13 protein-coding genes and 1 tRNA gene are annotated in these 15,081 nt (G+C 68.0%); all 14 read right to left on the minus strand.

What is annotated here, in order from left to right; all coding sequences use genetic code 11:
• The coding region (locus tag JJI54_RS31510; RefSeq protein ID WP_237214376.1) for a GTP-binding protein at positions 1 to 121 on the minus strand (121 nt) is incomplete at its 3' end.
• A 29-nt stretch (positions 122 to 150) separates the two neighbouring features.
• Positions 151 to 627 (minus strand): 30S ribosomal protein S7, encoded by a 477-nt coding sequence (gene rpsG, locus JJI54_RS31515; RefSeq protein WP_164698266.1) that lies wholly within the window; start codon positions 625 to 627, stop codon positions 151 to 153.
• An 11-nt stretch (positions 628 to 638) separates the two neighbouring features.
• A complete protein-coding gene (gene rpsL, locus JJI54_RS31520) occupies positions 639 to 1,010 on the minus strand; it encodes a 30S ribosomal protein S12 (RefSeq protein WP_164698267.1) in 372 nt (123 codons plus the stop codon).
• Positions 1,011 to 1,389: 379 nt separating this feature from the next.
• Positions 1,390 to 5,565 carry a DNA-directed RNA polymerase subunit beta' gene (gene rpoC, locus JJI54_RS31525; RefSeq protein WP_203077419.1) on the minus strand — a complete coding sequence of 1,392 codons (4,176 nt, stop codon included), beginning with the start codon at positions 5,563 to 5,565 and terminating at the stop codon, positions 1,390 to 1,392.
• 103 nt (positions 5,566 to 5,668) lie between these two features.
• Positions 5,669 to 9,856: a DNA-directed RNA polymerase subunit beta gene (gene rpoB, locus JJI54_RS31530; RefSeq protein ID WP_203077421.1), complete on the minus strand. Its 4,188-nt coding sequence runs from the start codon at positions 9,854 to 9,856 to the stop codon at positions 5,669 to 5,671.
• A gap of 271 nt (positions 9,857 to 10,127) precedes the next feature.
• Positions 10,128 to 10,505, minus strand: a complete 378-nt coding sequence (gene rplL / locus JJI54_RS31535; RefSeq protein ID WP_203077422.1) for a 50S ribosomal protein L7/L12 — start codon at positions 10,503 to 10,505, stop codon at positions 10,128 to 10,130.
• A gap of 108 nt (positions 10,506 to 10,613) precedes the next feature.
• On the minus strand, positions 10,614 to 11,144 hold the full coding sequence (rplJ, locus tag JJI54_RS31540) for a 50S ribosomal protein L10 (RefSeq protein WP_203077423.1): 531 nt from the start codon (positions 11,142 to 11,144) through the stop codon (positions 10,614 to 10,616).
• Between the two features lie 403 nt (positions 11,145 to 11,547).
• Positions 11,548 to 12,249: a 50S ribosomal protein L1 gene (gene rplA / locus JJI54_RS31545; protein WP_203077424.1), complete on the minus strand. Its 702-nt coding sequence runs from the start codon at positions 12,247 to 12,249 to the stop codon at positions 11,548 to 11,550.
• A 3-nt stretch (positions 12,250 to 12,252) separates the two neighbouring features.
• Positions 12,253 to 12,687: a 50S ribosomal protein L11 gene (gene rplK / locus JJI54_RS31550; RefSeq protein WP_203077425.1), complete on the minus strand. Its 435-nt coding sequence runs from the start codon at positions 12,685 to 12,687 to the stop codon at positions 12,253 to 12,255.
• A gap of 222 nt (positions 12,688 to 12,909) precedes the next feature.
• Positions 12,910 to 13,359, minus strand: coding sequence for a hypothetical protein (locus JJI54_RS31555; RefSeq protein WP_203077426.1), 450 nt, complete (start codon positions 13,357 to 13,359; stop codon positions 12,910 to 12,912).
• A 277-nt stretch (positions 13,360 to 13,636) separates the two neighbouring features.
• Positions 13,637 to 14,173: a transcription termination/antitermination protein NusG gene (nusG, locus tag JJI54_RS31560; RefSeq protein ID WP_203077427.1), complete on the minus strand. Its 537-nt coding sequence runs from the start codon at positions 14,171 to 14,173 to the stop codon at positions 13,637 to 13,639.
• Positions 14,173 to 14,370, minus strand: a complete 198-nt coding sequence (secE, locus tag JJI54_RS31565; RefSeq protein ID WP_092961094.1) for a preprotein translocase subunit SecE — start codon at positions 14,368 to 14,370, stop codon at positions 14,173 to 14,175. The genes nusG and secE overlap by 1 nt, the downstream gene beginning before the upstream one ends.
• A gap of 158 nt (positions 14,371 to 14,528) precedes the next feature.
• Positions 14,529 to 14,605 (minus strand) — tRNA-Trp (locus tag JJI54_RS31570).
• 252 nt (positions 14,606 to 14,857) lie between these two features.
• A partial coding sequence (locus JJI54_RS31575) for an EF-Tu C-terminal domain-related protein (protein WP_456305621.1) occupies positions 14,858 to 15,081 on the minus strand: 224 nt, incomplete at its 5' end.

Below are 15,081 nucleotides of genomic sequence, written 5' to 3' on the forward strand. Positions count from 1 at the left end.
CACCCGTCTTCGCCAGAACCTTGGTGATCGCCGCCGTCAGCGACGTCTTCCCATGGTCCACGTGCCCGATCGTGCCGATGTTGCAGTGCGGCTTCGTCCGCTCGAATTTCGCCTTGGCCATTGCTTCAGGTCCTCAGGATCGGGTCGTGTTTACCAGCGGTAGTGGCTGAAGGCCTTGTTGGCCTCTGCCATCCGGTGCGTGTCTTCGCGCTTCTTGACGGCCGACCCACGGTTGTTGGCGGCGTCCATCAGCTCCGCCGAAAGGCGGTCTTCCATCGTGTGCTCGCCGCGCTTGCGCGCGCTGTCGATGATCCAGCGGATCGCGAGCGCCTGGCGCCGCTCCGGCCGAACCTCGACGGGCACCTGGTAGGTCGCGCCACCGACGCGGCGGCTGCGGACTTCCACGGCCGGCTTCACATTGTCCATCGCCTCATGGAAGACGCGCAGCGGGTCGCTGTTCGGACCCCCGCGGCGCTTCAGCGTATCCATGGCGGCGTAGACGATGCCCTCGGCGGTGCTCTTCTTGCCGTCGTACATGAGCACGTTCATGAAACGGCTCAGCACGAGGTCACCGAACTTCGGGTCCGGCAGGACCTCACGCTTCGTGGCGCTATGGCGGCGCGACATCTCTCAGATCCTCACTTCGGCCGCTTGGCGCCGTACAGCGACCGGCGCTGGCGACGCTTCGCGATGCCCTGCGTGTCGAGCACGCCACGCAGGATGTGGTAGCGGACGCCCGGAAGGTCCTTCACGCGGCCACCGCGGATCAGGACGACCGAGTGTTCCTGCAGGTTGTGACCCTCGCCGGGGATGTAGCTCACGACCTCGTAGCCATTCGTCAGGCGGACCTTCGCCACCTTACGCAGAGCGGAGTTCGGCTTCTTCGGCGTCGTCGTATAGACGCGCGTGCACACGCCCCGCTTCTGGGGGCTGCCCTGCAGGGCCGGAACCTTGTTCCGCTTCGCAATGGGCTCTCGCCCCGTGGCGATGAGCTGGTTGATCGTCGGCATGACGCCCCTTCGTGCCCGTCCCGTCTCTCCACAACGCCGCCAAGCACGTTGGCCCGCGTGGGCGCGCAATTGCGCACCCTGCGGGCTACCGTCCTGCCACCGGCCTCAGCCCACCCGAACCTCGGGAAGGCGGCGCCGGCGACGCATCGCTGTGGACCAAAATTACAGCCCGGCCGTGCGATGCATGAGCACCGACCCCGACCAAGGACCCGCCGTATATTCGCCGTGTCCTGTTGAGTCAAGCGAAGTGGAACTTCCCGTCGGGACCGGTTTCGCCGCTCCGGGCGCCACCGTCGTTCCACCACGCCAGGCGGTGGCGCATCCCCCTCCGGGGGCCGCCACGCGCCGCGCGGAAGGGGCCGGAGCCCCTTCCCTGGCCTTATTCCGCCGCCCGCGCCGGCCCCGGCAGAGGCGCCGGGCTGGTCGGGATGCGGCCGCGATCCCGCTGCGCCGCCACCGCGCGCAGCTTGTTCATGACGGAACCCGTGCCCGCCGGGATCAGGCGCCCGACGATCACGTTTTCCTTCAGGCCCATCAGGTTATCCACCTTGCCGGCCGTCGCGGCCTCCGTCAGCACCCGGGTCGTCTCCTGGAAGGAGGCGGCCGAGATGAAGGAGGTCGTCTGCAGCGAGGCCTTGGTGATGCCCTGCAGCACCGGCTCGGCGCGCGCGGGGCGTTCCTTGGCGGCGATGCGCTTCTCGTTCTCGATCTCGAACTCGATTCGCTCCACCGTCTCGCCGATCAGGTAGGTCGTGTCGCCCGGATCCAGGATCTCGACCTTCTGCAGCATCTGGCGAACGATGACCTCGATGTGCTTGTCGTTGATCTTCACGCCCTGCAGTCGATAAACGTCCTGGATCTCGTTCACGAGGTAGTTCGCCAGCGCCTCGACCCCCAGCACGCGCAGGATGTCGTGCGGCACGCGCGGGCCGTCCACCAGCGGGTCGCCGGCCTTCACGTAGTCGCCTTCCTGGACGGAGACGTGCTTGCCCTTCGGCACCAGGTATTCCCGGGGCGTCACCGGCTCGTCGCCGATCTGCTCCGGCACCACCAGGATGCGGCGCTTGGCCTTGTAGTCCTTGCCGAACTCAACGCGGCCATCGACATCGGCGATGATCGCCGCGTCCTTCGGGCGACGCGCCTCGAACAGCTCCGCCACCCGCGGCAGACCGCCGGTGATGTCGCGCGTCTTCGACGATTCGCGCGGCATGCGCGCGATGACGTCGCCGATGCTGACCTCCTTGCCGTTCTCGACCGACAGGATCGAGCCCGGCGGCAGGACGGTGATCGCCTCCGCGCCATTGTCGCGCTTCACGACGTTGCCCGCCGCGTCGCGCAGGATCAGGCGCGGGCGGAGATCCGCGCCGCGGCCGACGGACTTGTATTCGACGACCTCCTTGAACGACAGGCCCGTCACCTCGTCCATGCGGTCCATGAGGGTGACGTTCTCGATCAGGTCGGCGAATTCCACCTTGCCGTTCTTCTCGGTGATGATCGGCAGGGTGAAGGGGTCCCACTCCGCCAGCTTCTGGCCGCGGGCCACCGTGGCGCCCTCCTCCACCAGCAGCCTGGCGCCGTAGGGCACGCGCGAACGGCCACGCTCCCGGCCATTGGCGTCCATCAGCAGGGCCTCGCAGTTGCGGGCCATGACGATGGTCGCACCCTGGCTGGTCGTGACGACCACGCGGTTCAGGAACTTCACCGTGCCGTCCGCGATCGCCTCCACCGCCGACTGTTCCGCGCCACGCTGCGCGGCACCGCCGATGTGGAAGGTGCGCATGGTCAGCTGCGTGCCCGGCTCGCCGATCGACTGCGCGGCGATGACGCCCACCGCCTCGCCGGTGTTCACCGGCGTGCCGCGGGCCAGGTCGCGCCCGTAGCAATGGCCGCAGACGCCGACGCGCGCGTCGCAGGTCAGCACGGAGCGGATCTTCACCGCCTCCACGCCGGCCTTCTCGATCAGCTCGGCCTCCGGCTCCTCGATCAGCGTGTTGATCTTCACCAGCACGCGGCCATCGGCCGGGTCGAGCACGTCTTCCTGCGTCGTCCGGCCCAGGATGCGCTCGGAGAGGGAGGAGACGACCTCGCCGCCATCCATCACCGCGCGCACGGTGATGCCGCGCTCGGTGCCGCAATCATCCTCGACGATGATGCAGTCCTGCGCCACGTCCACCAGGCGGCGGGTCAGGTAGCCGGAGTTCGCGGTCTTCAGCGCCGTATCCGCCAGGCCCTTGCGGGCGCCGTGGGTGGAGTTGAAGTACTCGAGGACCGTCAGGCCTTCCTTGAAGCAGTTGATGATCGGCTGCTCGATGATCTCGCCCGAGGGCTTGGCCATCAGGCCGCGCATGCCGGCGAGCTGGCGCATCTGCGCGGGCGAGCCGCGTGCGCCGGAATGCGACATCATCCAGACGGAGTTGGCGGGCTTGCCGATCTCCTGCTTCTGGATCTCCTTCATCATGGCCTGCGCCACTTCTTCCGTGCAGCGCGACCAGGCGTCGACCACCTTGTTGTAGCGCTCGCCGGCGGTGATGAGGCCGTCCAGGTACTGCTGCTCGAACTCCTTCACCTGGTCCTTGGTGTTGCCGATCAGCGTGTACTTGTTGTCCGGCATGACCATGTCGTCCTTGCCGAAGGAGATGCCGGCCTTCGCCGCATGGCGGAAGCCCAGCCCCATCAGCCGGTCGGCGAAGATCACGCTCTCCTTCTGGCCGCAGTGACGATAGACGGCGTCGATGACGTCGGAGATCGTCTTCTTGGTCAGCTGGCGGTTCAGCAGCGAATAGGGGACCGCGGCGTTCAGCGGCAGCAGCGCGCCCATGAACATGCGGCCCGGCGTCGTCACCACGCGCTCGGTGACCGTGTTGCCGTCCTTGTCCACGGCCTTGCGGCGGGCGCGGATCTTGGTGTGCAGGTTGATGAAGCCGGCCGCCAGCGCCTGCTCGATCTCGCCGATCGTGGCGAAGGCCGGGGCCTCCTTCTCATCCGCCGCGCGGTATTCCGGCGTCTCGAGGCTGAGGTAATAGAGGCCGAGCACGATGTCCTGGCTCGGCACGATGATCGGCTTGCCGTTGGCCGGGCTGAGGATGTTGTTGGTGGACATCATCAGCACGCGCGCTTCCAGCTGCGCTTCCAGCGACAGCGGCACGTGCACGGCCATCTGGTCGCCGTCGAAGTCGGCGTTGAAGGCGGTGCAGACCAGCGGGTGCAGCTGGATCGCCTTGCCCTCGACCAGCGTCGGCTCGAAGGCCTGGATGCCCAGGCGGTGCAGCGTCGGCGCGCGGTTCAGCAGGACCGGGTGCTCGCGGATCACCTCCTCGAGGATGTCCCACACCTCCGGCCGCTCCTTCTCCACCATCCGCTTCGCGGCCTTGATGGTGGTGGCGTGGCCGTACTTCTCGAGCTTCGAGTAGATGAAGGGCTTGAACAGCTCCAGCGCCATCTTCTTCGGCAGGCCGCACTGGTGGAGCTTCAGCTCCGGGCCCACCACGATGACCGAACGGCCGGAATAGTCCACGCGCTTGCCGAGCAGGTTCTGGCGGAACCGGCCCTGCTTGCCCTTCAGCATGTCGGACAGCGACTTCAGCGGGCGCTTGTTGGCGCCCGTGATCGCGCGGCCGCGGCGACCATTGTCGAACAGCGCGTCAACGGCCTCCTGCAGCATGCGCTTCTCGTTGCGCACGATGATGTCGGGCGCGCGCAGCTCGATCAGCCGCTTCAGGCGGTTGTTGCGGTTGATGACGCGGCGATAGAGGTCGTTCAGGTCCGAGGTCGCGAAGCGGCCGCCATCCAGCGGCACCAGCGGGCGCAGCTCCGGCGGGATCACCGGGACGACGTCCAGAATCATCCACTCCGGACGCGCGCCGCCCTCGGCGAAGCTCTCCAGCATCTTGAGGCGCTTCACCAGCTTCTTGCGCTTGGCCTCGGAGGTCGTCTCCTTCAGCTCCGTGCGCAGGCGGGTCGCTTCCTTGTCGAGGTCGATGGCGGCGAGCATCTGCTTCACCGCCTCGGCGCCGATGCCGACGGAGAAGGCGTCCTCGCCGAACTCGTCCTGCTTGGTCTGGTACTGGTCTTCCGTGAGGAGCTGGTGGAGCTTCAGGTCCGTCAGGCCCGGCTCAAGCACCACATAGCTCTCGAAGTAGAGGACCTTCTCCAGCTCCTTCAGCGACATGTCGACCATCAGGCCGACGCGGCTCGGAAGGGACTTCATGAACCAGATATGCGCGACGGGGGACGCCAGCTCGATATGGCCCATGCGCTCGCGCCGGACCTTGGCGAGCGTCACTTCCACGCCGCACTTCTCGCAGATGATGCCGCGGAACTTCATCCGCTTGTACTTGCCGCAGAGGCACTCGTAGTCCTTGATCGGGCCGAAGATGCGGGCGCAGAACAGCCCGTCCCGCTCCGGCTTGAAGGTGCGGTAGTTGATCGTCTCCGGCTTCTTGATCTCGCCATAGGACCAGGAGCGGATCTGCTCCGGCGAGGCGATCGAGATGCGGATCTGATCGAAGGTCATCGCCTGGCCGGTCTGGCCGAGGATCTTCATCAGCTCGTTCATGCGGTCCACTCCGTCCGGCGCGTCAGCCCTTGGGCCTGCGCGCCACGAAAAGGGAGAGAGAACCGCGCCGCCCGAAGGCGGCGCGGGCAGTCAGGCGCCCGGATCAGGCGGGGCGATTCTCGAGGTCCACGTTGAGACCCAGCGACTTCAGTTCCTTCACCAGCACGTTGAAGGATTCGGGGATGCCGGCCTCGAAATTGTCCTGGTCGCGGACGATCGCCTCATAGACCTTGGTGCGGCCGGACACGTCGTCCGACTTCACCGTCAGCATCTCCTGCAGCGTATAGGCGGCGCCGTAGGCCTCGAGCGCCCAGACCTCCATTTCGCCGAAGCGCTGGCCGCCGAACTGGGCCTTGCCACCCAGCGGCTGCTGCGTGACCAGCGAGTAGGGGCCGATCGAGCGCGCGTGGATCTTGTCATCCACCAGGTGGTGCAGCTTCAGCATGTAGATGTAGCCGACCGTGACCTTGCGCTCGAACCGCTCGCCCGAACGGCCATCGTGCAGCCAGACCTGGCCGGACTTGTCGAGGTCCGCCTTCTCCAGCATGCCCTCGATATCCGCCATGCGCGCGCCGTCGAAGACCGGCGTCGCGATGGGCACGCCCTTCTTCAGGTTCTCGCACAGCTCGATCAGCTGGTCGTCATCCATCGGGTCGATGTCCCGCGCGATGACGTCGTCCGGATAGGCCTCGCGCAGCTTGGCGATCAGCTCCTCCCGCATCGCACCGCCGCGGCGATACTCCTCGACGAGGTCGCTGATCTGGCGGCCGATATTCGCGCAGGCCCAGCCCAGATGCGTCTCCAGGATCTGACCCACGTTCATGCGCGAGGGCACGCCGAGCGGGTTCAGCACCAGGTCGACGGGCTGGCCGCTCTCCAGGAACGGCATGTCCTCGATCGGCACGACGCGGGACACCACACCCTTGTTGCCGTGGCGGCCGGCCATCTTGTCGCCGGGCTGCAGCTTGCGCTTCACCGCGACGAAGACCTTGACCATCTTCATCACGCCGGGCGGCAGCTCATCGCCGCGCTGCAGCTTCTCGACCTTGGACTCGAAGCGCTTCTGCAGGCGCTCCACGGCCGCGTCGAATTCGCGCTTCAGCGCCTCGATCTCGGCCATCGCCGCATCGTCCTGCACGCCGATCTGGCGCCAGGTCGCCTTGGCGAACTGGTCGAGCACGTCCTGCGTCAGCTCGGTGCCGGCCTTCACGCCCTTGAAGCCGCCGGAGGCCTTGCGGCCCAGCAGACGCTCGCGGAGGCGGGAGAAGAAGGACCGCTCCTGGATCGCCTTCTCGTCGTCGCGGTCCTTGGCCAGGCGGTCGATCTCGGCGCGCTCGATCGCCATCGCGCGCTCGTCCTTGTCCACGCCACGGCGGCTGAAGACGCGGACATCGACGATGGTGCCGGCCACGCCCGGCGGCAGGCGCAGCGAGGTGTCGCGGACGTCGCTGGCCTTCTCGCCGAAGATGGCGCGGAGCAGCTTCTCCTCCGGCGTCATCGGGCTCTCGCCCTTCGGCGTCACCTTGCCGACCAGGATGTCGCCCGGCTGCACTTCGGCACCGATATAGACGATGCCCGCTTCGTCGAGGTTCCGAAGAGCCTCTTCGCCGACGTTCGGGATATCTCGAGTAATCTCCTCCTGGCCCAGCTTGGTGTCGCGGGCCATCACCTCGAACTCGTCGATGTGGATGGAGGTGAAGACGTCGTCGCGCGCGATGCGCTCCGAGATCAGGATGCTGTCCTCGAAGTTGTAGCCGTTCCAGGGCATGAAGGCGACGAGGGCGTTGCGGCCCAGCGCCAGCTCGCCGAACTCCGTGGAGGGGCCGTCGGCGATGATGTCGCCGGCATTCACCTTGTCCCCCACCTTCACCAGCGGGCGCTGATTGATGCAGGTGGACTGGTTGGACCGCATGAACTTGCGCAGGCGGTAGATGTCGACGCCCTTGGTGGTGCCGTCATCCGCCGTGGCGCGCACGACGATGCGCGCGCCATCGATGCTGTCGATGATGCCGTCGCGCTTGGCCACGATGGTGGCGCCGCTGTCGCGCGCCACCGCCGCTTCCATGCCGGTGCCGACCAGCGGCGCATCCGCCTGGATCAGCGGCACCGCCTGGCGCATCATGTTGGAGCCCATCAGCGCGCGGTTCGCGTCGTCGTTCTCCAGGAACGGGATCAGCGCCGCGGCGACGGAGACGAGCTGCTTGGGGGAGACGTCGATCGCCGTCACCTCCTCCGGCTTCACCAGGCGGAAGTCGCCGCCATCGCGCACGCTGACCAGCTCCGACTTGAAGCTGCCATCCGTGTCCACCTCGGCATCCGCCTGCGCGACCACCAGGCGCTCCTCCTCCATGGCGGAGAGGTAGCGCGGCGCGCCCGTCACCTTGCCGTCCTTCACCAGGCGGTACGGCGTCTCGATGAAGCCGTACTTGTTCACCTTGGCGAAGGTCGCGAGGCTGTTGATCAGGCCGATATTCGGGCCTTCCGGCGTCTCGATCGGGCAAATGCGGCCGTAATGGGTCGGGTGGACGTCGCGCACCTCGAAGCCCGCGCGCTCCCGCGTCAGGCCGCCCGGGCCCAGCGCCGAGAGGCGGCGCTTATGTGTCACCTCGGAGAGCGGGTTGGTCTGGTCCATGAACTGCGAGAGCTGCGAGGAGCCGAAGAACTCCCGCACCGCCGCCGCGGCCGGCTTCGCGTTGATCAGGTCATGCGGCATGACGGTGTCGATATCGACCGACCCCATGCGCTCCTTGATCGCGCGCTCCATGCGCAGCAGGCCGACGCGGTACTGGTTCTCCATCAGCTCGCCGACCGAGCGCACCCGGCGGTTGCCGAGGTTGTCGATGTCGTCGATGGAGCCGTTGCCGTCCTTCAGCTGCAGCAGCACGCGCAGCGTCTGCACGATGTCCTGCTTGCGCAGCGTGCGCTGCGTGTCCGGCACCTCATCGGCCGAGAAGCCGAGGCGCATGTTCATCTTCACGCGGCCCACGGCCGAGAGGTCGTAGCGCTCGCCATCGAAGAACAGGCCGCGGAACAGCGTCTCCGCCGTGTCGGCGGTCGGCGGCTCGCCCGGGCGCATCACCCGGTAGATGTCCATCAGCGCTTCGTCGCGGTTGGAATTCTTGTCCACCGCCAGCGTGTTGCGCATCCAGGGGCCGGCGGACTGGTCGATGGCCAGCGTCGGCAGCCGGTCGAGACCGGCTTCCTCGATCGCGACCAGCTTCGGCTCGGTCAGCTCCTCGCCGGCCTCGGCCCAGATCTCGCCGGTCTGCATGTTGACCATGTCCTCGGCCACGAAGCGGCCGAGCAGGTCCGCGCGGCCGACCAGCACTTCCGTCGTGCCGCCTTCCGCGATCTTCCGCGCCGCGCGCGGCGTCAGCTTCACGTCCTTCTCGGCCACCACCTGGCCGGTCTTCGCATCGACGAGCGCTTCCTGCAGCTTGATGCCGCGGAAGGCGTCGGGGTCGAAGGGGCGCGACCAGCCCTTGGGGCCGCGGGAGAAGACGACCTGGCCGTAGAAGGCGTTCAGGATCTCCTCGGCGTCCATGCCGCGGATCTCGCCGATCTCGAGCGCGGGCAGGCCGGCGGAGGCGCGCTCGGCGCGCTGCTTCTCGGTCCACTGGCTGTCGAGGGCATAGAGCAGCGTCGTCGCCGGCAGCTTCCGCTTCCGGTCGATGCGGACATAGCAGATGTCCTTGGCGTCGAACTCGAAGTCGAGCCAGGAGCCGCGATAGGGGATGACGCGCGCGGCGAAGAGGTACTTGCCGCTGCTGTGCGTCTTGCCCTTGTCGTGATCGAAGAAGACGCCCGGGCTGCGGTGCATCTGGGAGACGATGACGCGCTCGGTGCCGTTGATGATGAAGGTGCCGTTGTCCGTCATGAGCGGCATGTCGCCCATGTAGACGTCCTGCTCCTTGATATCGCGGACGGAACGAGAACCCGTGTCCTCATCCACGTCCCAGACGATGAGGCGCAGCCGCACCTTCAGCGGCGCGGCGAAGGTCAGCCCGCGCTGGATGCATTCCTCGACGTCGTATTTCGGTTCCTCGAGTTCGTACTGGACGAATTCCAGGCGGCCGCGGCCGCCGAAATCGTCGATCGGGAAGACCGACTTGAAGACCTCCTGAAGCCCCGTATGCGTGCGGCTGTCCGGGTCCACCCCCATCTGCAGGAACGCTTCGTAGGAAGCGCGCTGCACATCGATGAGGTTGGGCATCGGCGCCACTTCGGGCAACCGCCCGAAGGACCGCCGGATCCGCTTGCGCGCCGTGAACGACTTCGTGATAGCGTTCATGCCTGTCCCGCTTCCCGTGCCTGCCGGCCGCAAACCGCGCCCGGAGGATCTTCGCCAGAGTGCCCCGCCCGCCCGGCCCGACTGGACCGGCCCTGCGGCGCTTCATCGTCAAAACCGGTGGCAAAACCACCGTCAAACGCGGGCGCGGGCGGGATTCCCTTCCGGGAGTCCCGCCCGTTCCCGCCAGATAGTGTCCCGGGCAGCCCCAAGGGGGCCCCCGGGAAGCTTCCGCGGTGCCGGCCCCGTTGCCGGGGCCGGTTCCGCCGAATGCTCAGCTGATCTCGACCGTGGCGCCGTTCTCTTCCAGCACCTTCTTGATCTTCTGGGCCTCGTCCTTGCTCACGCCGTCCTTGACCAGCTTCGGCGCGCCCTCGACCAGGTCCTTCGCTTCCTTCAGGCCGAGACCGGTGATCGTACGGATCTCCTTGATCACGTTGATCTTCTTGTCGCCGCCCGCCTTCAGCGTGACGGTGAACTCGGTCTTCTCCTCGACCGGAGCGGCGGCGGCGGCGGCCGGCGCGGCGGCGGCAACGGCCACCGGCGCGGCGGCGGAAACGCCCCACTTCTCTTCCAGCATCTTGGAGAGCTCGGCGGCCTCCAGGACGGTGAGGGCGGAGAGCTCGTCAACGAGCTTAGCGAGGTCTGCCATGGTGTATTTCCTTCGATCTAATGGCTTGGCTTGGTATTTGCAACACCCGTGCGGAGTCTCCCCCGCCAGGGCGTCGTCGGTGTCTCAGGCTGTGCGAAACCGGCCTTCTCAGGCCGCTTCCGCCTCCGCCTCGTCCTTCTTGGCGTAGGCGCTGAAGACGCGCGCCAGCTGGCTGCCAGGGGCCTGCAGCACGCCCGCGATGCGGGTGGCCGGGGTCTGGATCATGCCGAGCAGCGACGCACGCAGCGCTTCCAGCGACGGCAGCTCGGCCAGGGCCTTCACGCCATCGGCGTTCAGGGTCTGCTTGCCGAGTGCCCCGCCCAGGATCACGAACTTGTCGTTACCCTTGGCGAATTCCACGGCGGTCTTCGCCACGGCCACAGGATCCTTCGACCACGACAGCGCGGTCGGACCCTTCAGCAGCGGCGAGATGCCCTGGAAGCTGGTACCAGTGAGGGCGAGGGCGGCCAGCCGGTTCTTCGCCACCTTGTAGGTCGCGCCGGCGCTGTTCATCTGGCGCCGCAGGCGCGTCGCATCCGCGACCGTCAAGCCCTTGTTCTGGCTGACGAGCACGAACGACGTCTCTGCGAACACCGCCTGAAGCGCCGCCACGAAGGCAGCCTTTTCCGAACGGTCCACGTCCCGTCTCCGTTACAGTTGCCACCCGGATTCACGCCACCGGCGCCGCGGGCCAGGCCCGCCTTGCCAGGAACGATCCGAATGGTGGCAAGGGCCTTTTGGAAGGGCCCCGGCCGGTTCAAGCGCGGGGCCGCGGCGCCGCGAGCGGCGCCAGGCCCCGAATGGCCTGCTGGATCGGGACCGCCAAGCCAGGCCACCGGGTTGCCCCGGCAGCGGGAAGCTTTTCGGCACCCCATCTATCCCCTGCGCGGCGTCCGCCGCATCAAGGCCCGCCGGCCGAAGCCGGGAGGGCCACAGGAGGTCTCCGACAGGTTCGGACAGGGACCTCGGGCCCCTGCCCTGCCCGGCGCCCGGATCGGGCGCCGAATTCCTCGGGCCCCGGCTGCCGCCAGGGCCGAAACACTCAGCCGCCGGAAGACAGGCTGGCCACATCCACCTTCAGGCCGGGGCCCATGGAGGAGGAGAGCGAGACCTTCTTCACATAGGTGCCCTTGGCACCCGAGGGGCGGGCCTTCTGGATGGCGTCCACGAAGGCGCGGGCATTGGCGACCAGCGCCTCGGCCTCGAAGCTCGCCTTGCCGATGCCGGCATGGACGATGCCGGCCTTCTCGGCGCGGAACTCCACCTGGCCGGCCTTGGCGGCCGTCACGGCGCCCTTCACGTCCATCGTCACGGTGCCGAGCTTCGGGTTCGGCATCAGGCCGCGCGGGCCCAGCACCTTACCGAGGCGGCCGACGAGGGCCATCATGTCCGGCGTCGCGATGCAGCGGTCGAACTCGATCTTGCCTTCCTGCACCAGGGCGGCCAGGTCGTCCGCGCCCACCACGTCGGCGCCGGCGGCCTTGGCTTCCTCGGCCTTCGGGCCGCGGGCGAAGACGCCCACGCGGACCGTCTTGCCGGTGCCGTTCGGCAGGCCGACCACGCCGCGGACCATCTGGTCGGCATGGCGCGGGTCGATGCCGAGGTTCATCGAGATCTCGATCGTCTCGTCGAACTTGGCCTTGGCGTTCGCCTTGGCGAGGCTGATCGCCTCATCCAGCGCGTAGGCCTTCTCCCGGTCGAGACCGGCATTGATCGCCTTGAGGCGCTTGCCCTGCTTGGCCATGGATCAGCCCTCCACCACGGTCATGCCCATGGAACGGGCGGAGCCCGCGAGCATGCGAACCGCCGCCTCGACGGTCGTGCAGTTCATGTCCTTCATCTTCACCTTGGCGATCTCGGCGAGCTGCGTCTTGGTGACGCGGCCGACATTCGGGCCCTTGCCCGGCGTCGTGCTGCCCTTCTCGATCTTCGCCGCCTTCAGCAGGAAGTAGGTGTTGGGCGGCGTCTTCGTGATGAAGGAGAAGGTGCGGTCCGAATACGCGGTGATGACGACGGGCGTCGGGGTGCCCGGCTCCATCGACTGCGTCGCCGCGTTGAATTCCTTCACGAAGGCCATGATGTTCAGGCCGCGCTGGCCGAGCGCCGGACCCACGGGCGGGGACGGGTTCGCCTTGCCGGCCGGGATCTGCAGCTTGATGTAGCCGACGATCTTCTTCGCCATGATCAGTCCTCTGTTGGTGGCAGAGGCCCGCGGTACCTGCGAACCGGTCGCCCGGCTCTCCCGCGTTCCAATGTCAACATTCGTGCAGCGCCAGACGGCCCGGGGAACCCGGGCCGCCTTGCGGAGGCGGGCGTATAGCGGGGGGCCTGGGGCGAGTCCAGCCCCGTGGCGCGTCGCCCGCCGTCAGAGGCCGCCCTCAGAGGCCGCCCTCAGGGGCCGCCCTCAGGGGCCGACAGCCGCCGAGGCCCGCTGGGTGCGCAGGTCCGCCAGCCGCGCCTCGGTCAACGCCCGGTCGGCCGCGCGGCGGTTCTCGCAGCCCGTGTCGCCTGCGCCGCAGGCCGGGCGTGCGGCCAGCACGGCCTCGCCGAAGGCCGTCGCCTCCGCTTCCCGCGCATCGAAGAAGGCGTCGCGGGCGGCGGCATCGGCGAAGCGCTGCGGTTGCAGGGGCACGTTGACGGGCGTGGGGTATCGATAGATGTCGCCCCGCGCGCCGGCGGCCATGACGCCGACAAGGCCACCGGACAAGGCATAGGCGGCCAGCATCGCGCCGTCCTGGCGCGACGCCACGTCGAGCCGCCCGGGCAGGTGCGAGGGCGCCTCGCAGGCAATGACGATGGGGTTCGAGGATCGCGGCACGCTGGCGATGCCCGGCGTGGCGGGGATGCGCGCCACCACGGCGTTGTTCTGGCTGATCTGGCAGGCCGCGCCGGCCGGTTCGCTGGTGACGGCGATGTCCTGGCGGAAACCGCTGCCGTCACCGCAGGCGACGAGGAGGGGGAGGAGGAGCAGCGGCGCGACGCGGCGCCCGGCACTGGACGACGTGGCAATTCCCGGCCTGGATCGGGGCTCTATTCACCCCGCGGGACAGATAGCATGTCGTTTCGACTATACAATAGATACCAGCGGTCCGGTCGGGGCGGAGGGCCTGGCCTTGCCCTCCGCGCGCGGGTCAGAGCTTCTCGACCTGCCCGTATTCAAGCTCCACCGGCGTGGAGCGGCCGAAGATGGAGACGCTGACCTTCACGCGGCCGCGTTCCTCGTCCACTTCCTCCACCGTGCCGTTGAAGCTGGTGAAGGGGCCGTCCGCCACGCGGACCTGCTCGCCCACCTCGAAGACGATGGCGGGGCGCTTCGGCTTGTCGGCGCCGTCCTGCACCTGCTTCAGCATGCGCTGCGCTTCGGATTCGCGGATCGGCGTCGGGCGGTTCTTCTCGCCCAGGAAGCCCGTCACCTTCGGCGTGTTCTTCACCAGGTGCCAGGCATCGTCGGTCATTTCCATCTTCACCAGGACGTAGCCCGGGAAGAACTTGCGCTCCTGGTTCGTCTTGGCGCCGCGGCGGACCTCGACCACCTCCTCGGCCGGCACGAGAATCTCCTCGAACGCGTCGGCCAGGCCCTTCTGGGCGGCCTGCTCACGCAGCTGCTGGGAGATCTTCTTCTCGAACCCCGAATAGACGTGGACCACGTACCACTTCTTGTCGGCCATCAGCCACCTACCCCGAACAGCATCCGCATCGCGTAGGCGATGATCTGGTCCACCACCAGGAAGAACACCGCCGCGGCCGCCGACAGGGCCAGCACGAGGCCGGTCGTGATCAGCGTCTCCTTGCGCGACGGCCAGGTGACGCGGGCCACTTCCTGCCGCACCTCGCGGACGAACAGCGCGGGATCGAGCTTGGCCAAGAGGGGCCCCTTCACGGTGTTGACGATGACACAACCCGAACACCGGGACGGTCACCCGGACCCCGATGCACGGGACTTTCGACCAAGTCCCGGCCTGCGCGTCCGCCGGCCCCCCGGTGTTCCGGGGGGCCTGCGGCCGCGAAGACGGCGCGGCCGGCTGGCAGGGGCGGAGGGTCTCGAACCCCCAACCTCCGGTTTTGGAGACCGGCGCTCTAGCCAATTGAGCTACGCCCCTCTGGGGCCGCGCGAGGGCCGTGATCTATATCAGCGGAAACGGCCTGTCGAGAGCACCCGCGCCGTTCAGCGCCCTGTCTTCGCCACCAGCGTGGTGCGCCGGGCCGGCGCCCATCCCCCGGCATCCCGGGAAAGCCGGCGCCGTCGCGGCGGCGCGGGCGGGCCGCCCGCCACGAAAGAAGGCCGGGCAAGAAAAAAGGGCGGGCCGCCTGCGCGACCCGCCCCCGAAACCACCCCGTCGCCGGGGAGAGGCTTACTTGACGATCTGGGCGACGACGCCGGCGCCGACGGTGCGGCCGCCTTCGCGGATCGCGAAGCGCAGGCCCTGGTCCATCGCGATCGGCGCGATCAGCTCGACATCCATCGTGATGTTGTCGCCCGGCATCACCATCTCGACGCCCTCGGGCAGCTTCACGATGCCCGTCACGTCCGTCGTCCGGAAGTAGAACTGCGGACGGTAGTTCGTGAAGAACGGCG

The organism is Falsiroseomonas ponticola, from assembly GCF_016805305.1.
Classification (GTDB): Bacteria; Pseudomonadota; Alphaproteobacteria; order Acetobacterales; family Acetobacteraceae; genus Falsiroseomonas; species Falsiroseomonas ponticola.

Bases quoted from the DNA above. Each gene is read 5' to 3' on its own strand.
- rpsG (WP_164698266.1), bottom strand. From the start codon at position 627: ATGTCGCGCCGCCATAGCGCCACGAAGCGTGAGGTCCTGCCGGACCCG.
- rpsL (WP_164698267.1), bottom strand. From the start codon at position 1,010: ATGCCGACGATCAACCAGCTCATCGCCACGGGGCGAGAGCCCATTGCG.
- rpoC (WP_203077419.1), bottom strand. From the start codon at position 5,565: ATGAACGAGCTGATGAAGATCCTCGGCCAGACCGGCCAGGCGATGACC.
- rpoB (WP_203077421.1), bottom strand. From the start codon at position 9,856: ATGAACGCTATCACGAAGTCGTTCACGGCGCGCAAGCGGATCCGGCGG.
- rplL (WP_203077422.1), bottom strand. From the start codon at position 10,505: ATGGCAGACCTCGCTAAGCTCGTTGACGAGCTCTCCGCCCTCACCGTC.
- rplA (WP_203077424.1), bottom strand. From the start codon at position 12,249: ATGGCCAAGCAGGGCAAGCGCCTCAAGGCGATCAATGCCGGTCTCGAC.
- rplK (WP_203077425.1), bottom strand. From the start codon at position 12,687: ATGGCGAAGAAGATCGTCGGCTACATCAAGCTGCAGATCCCGGCCGGC.
- nusG (WP_203077427.1), bottom strand. From the start codon at position 14,173: ATGGCCGACAAGAAGTGGTACGTGGTCCACGTCTATTCGGGGTTCGAG.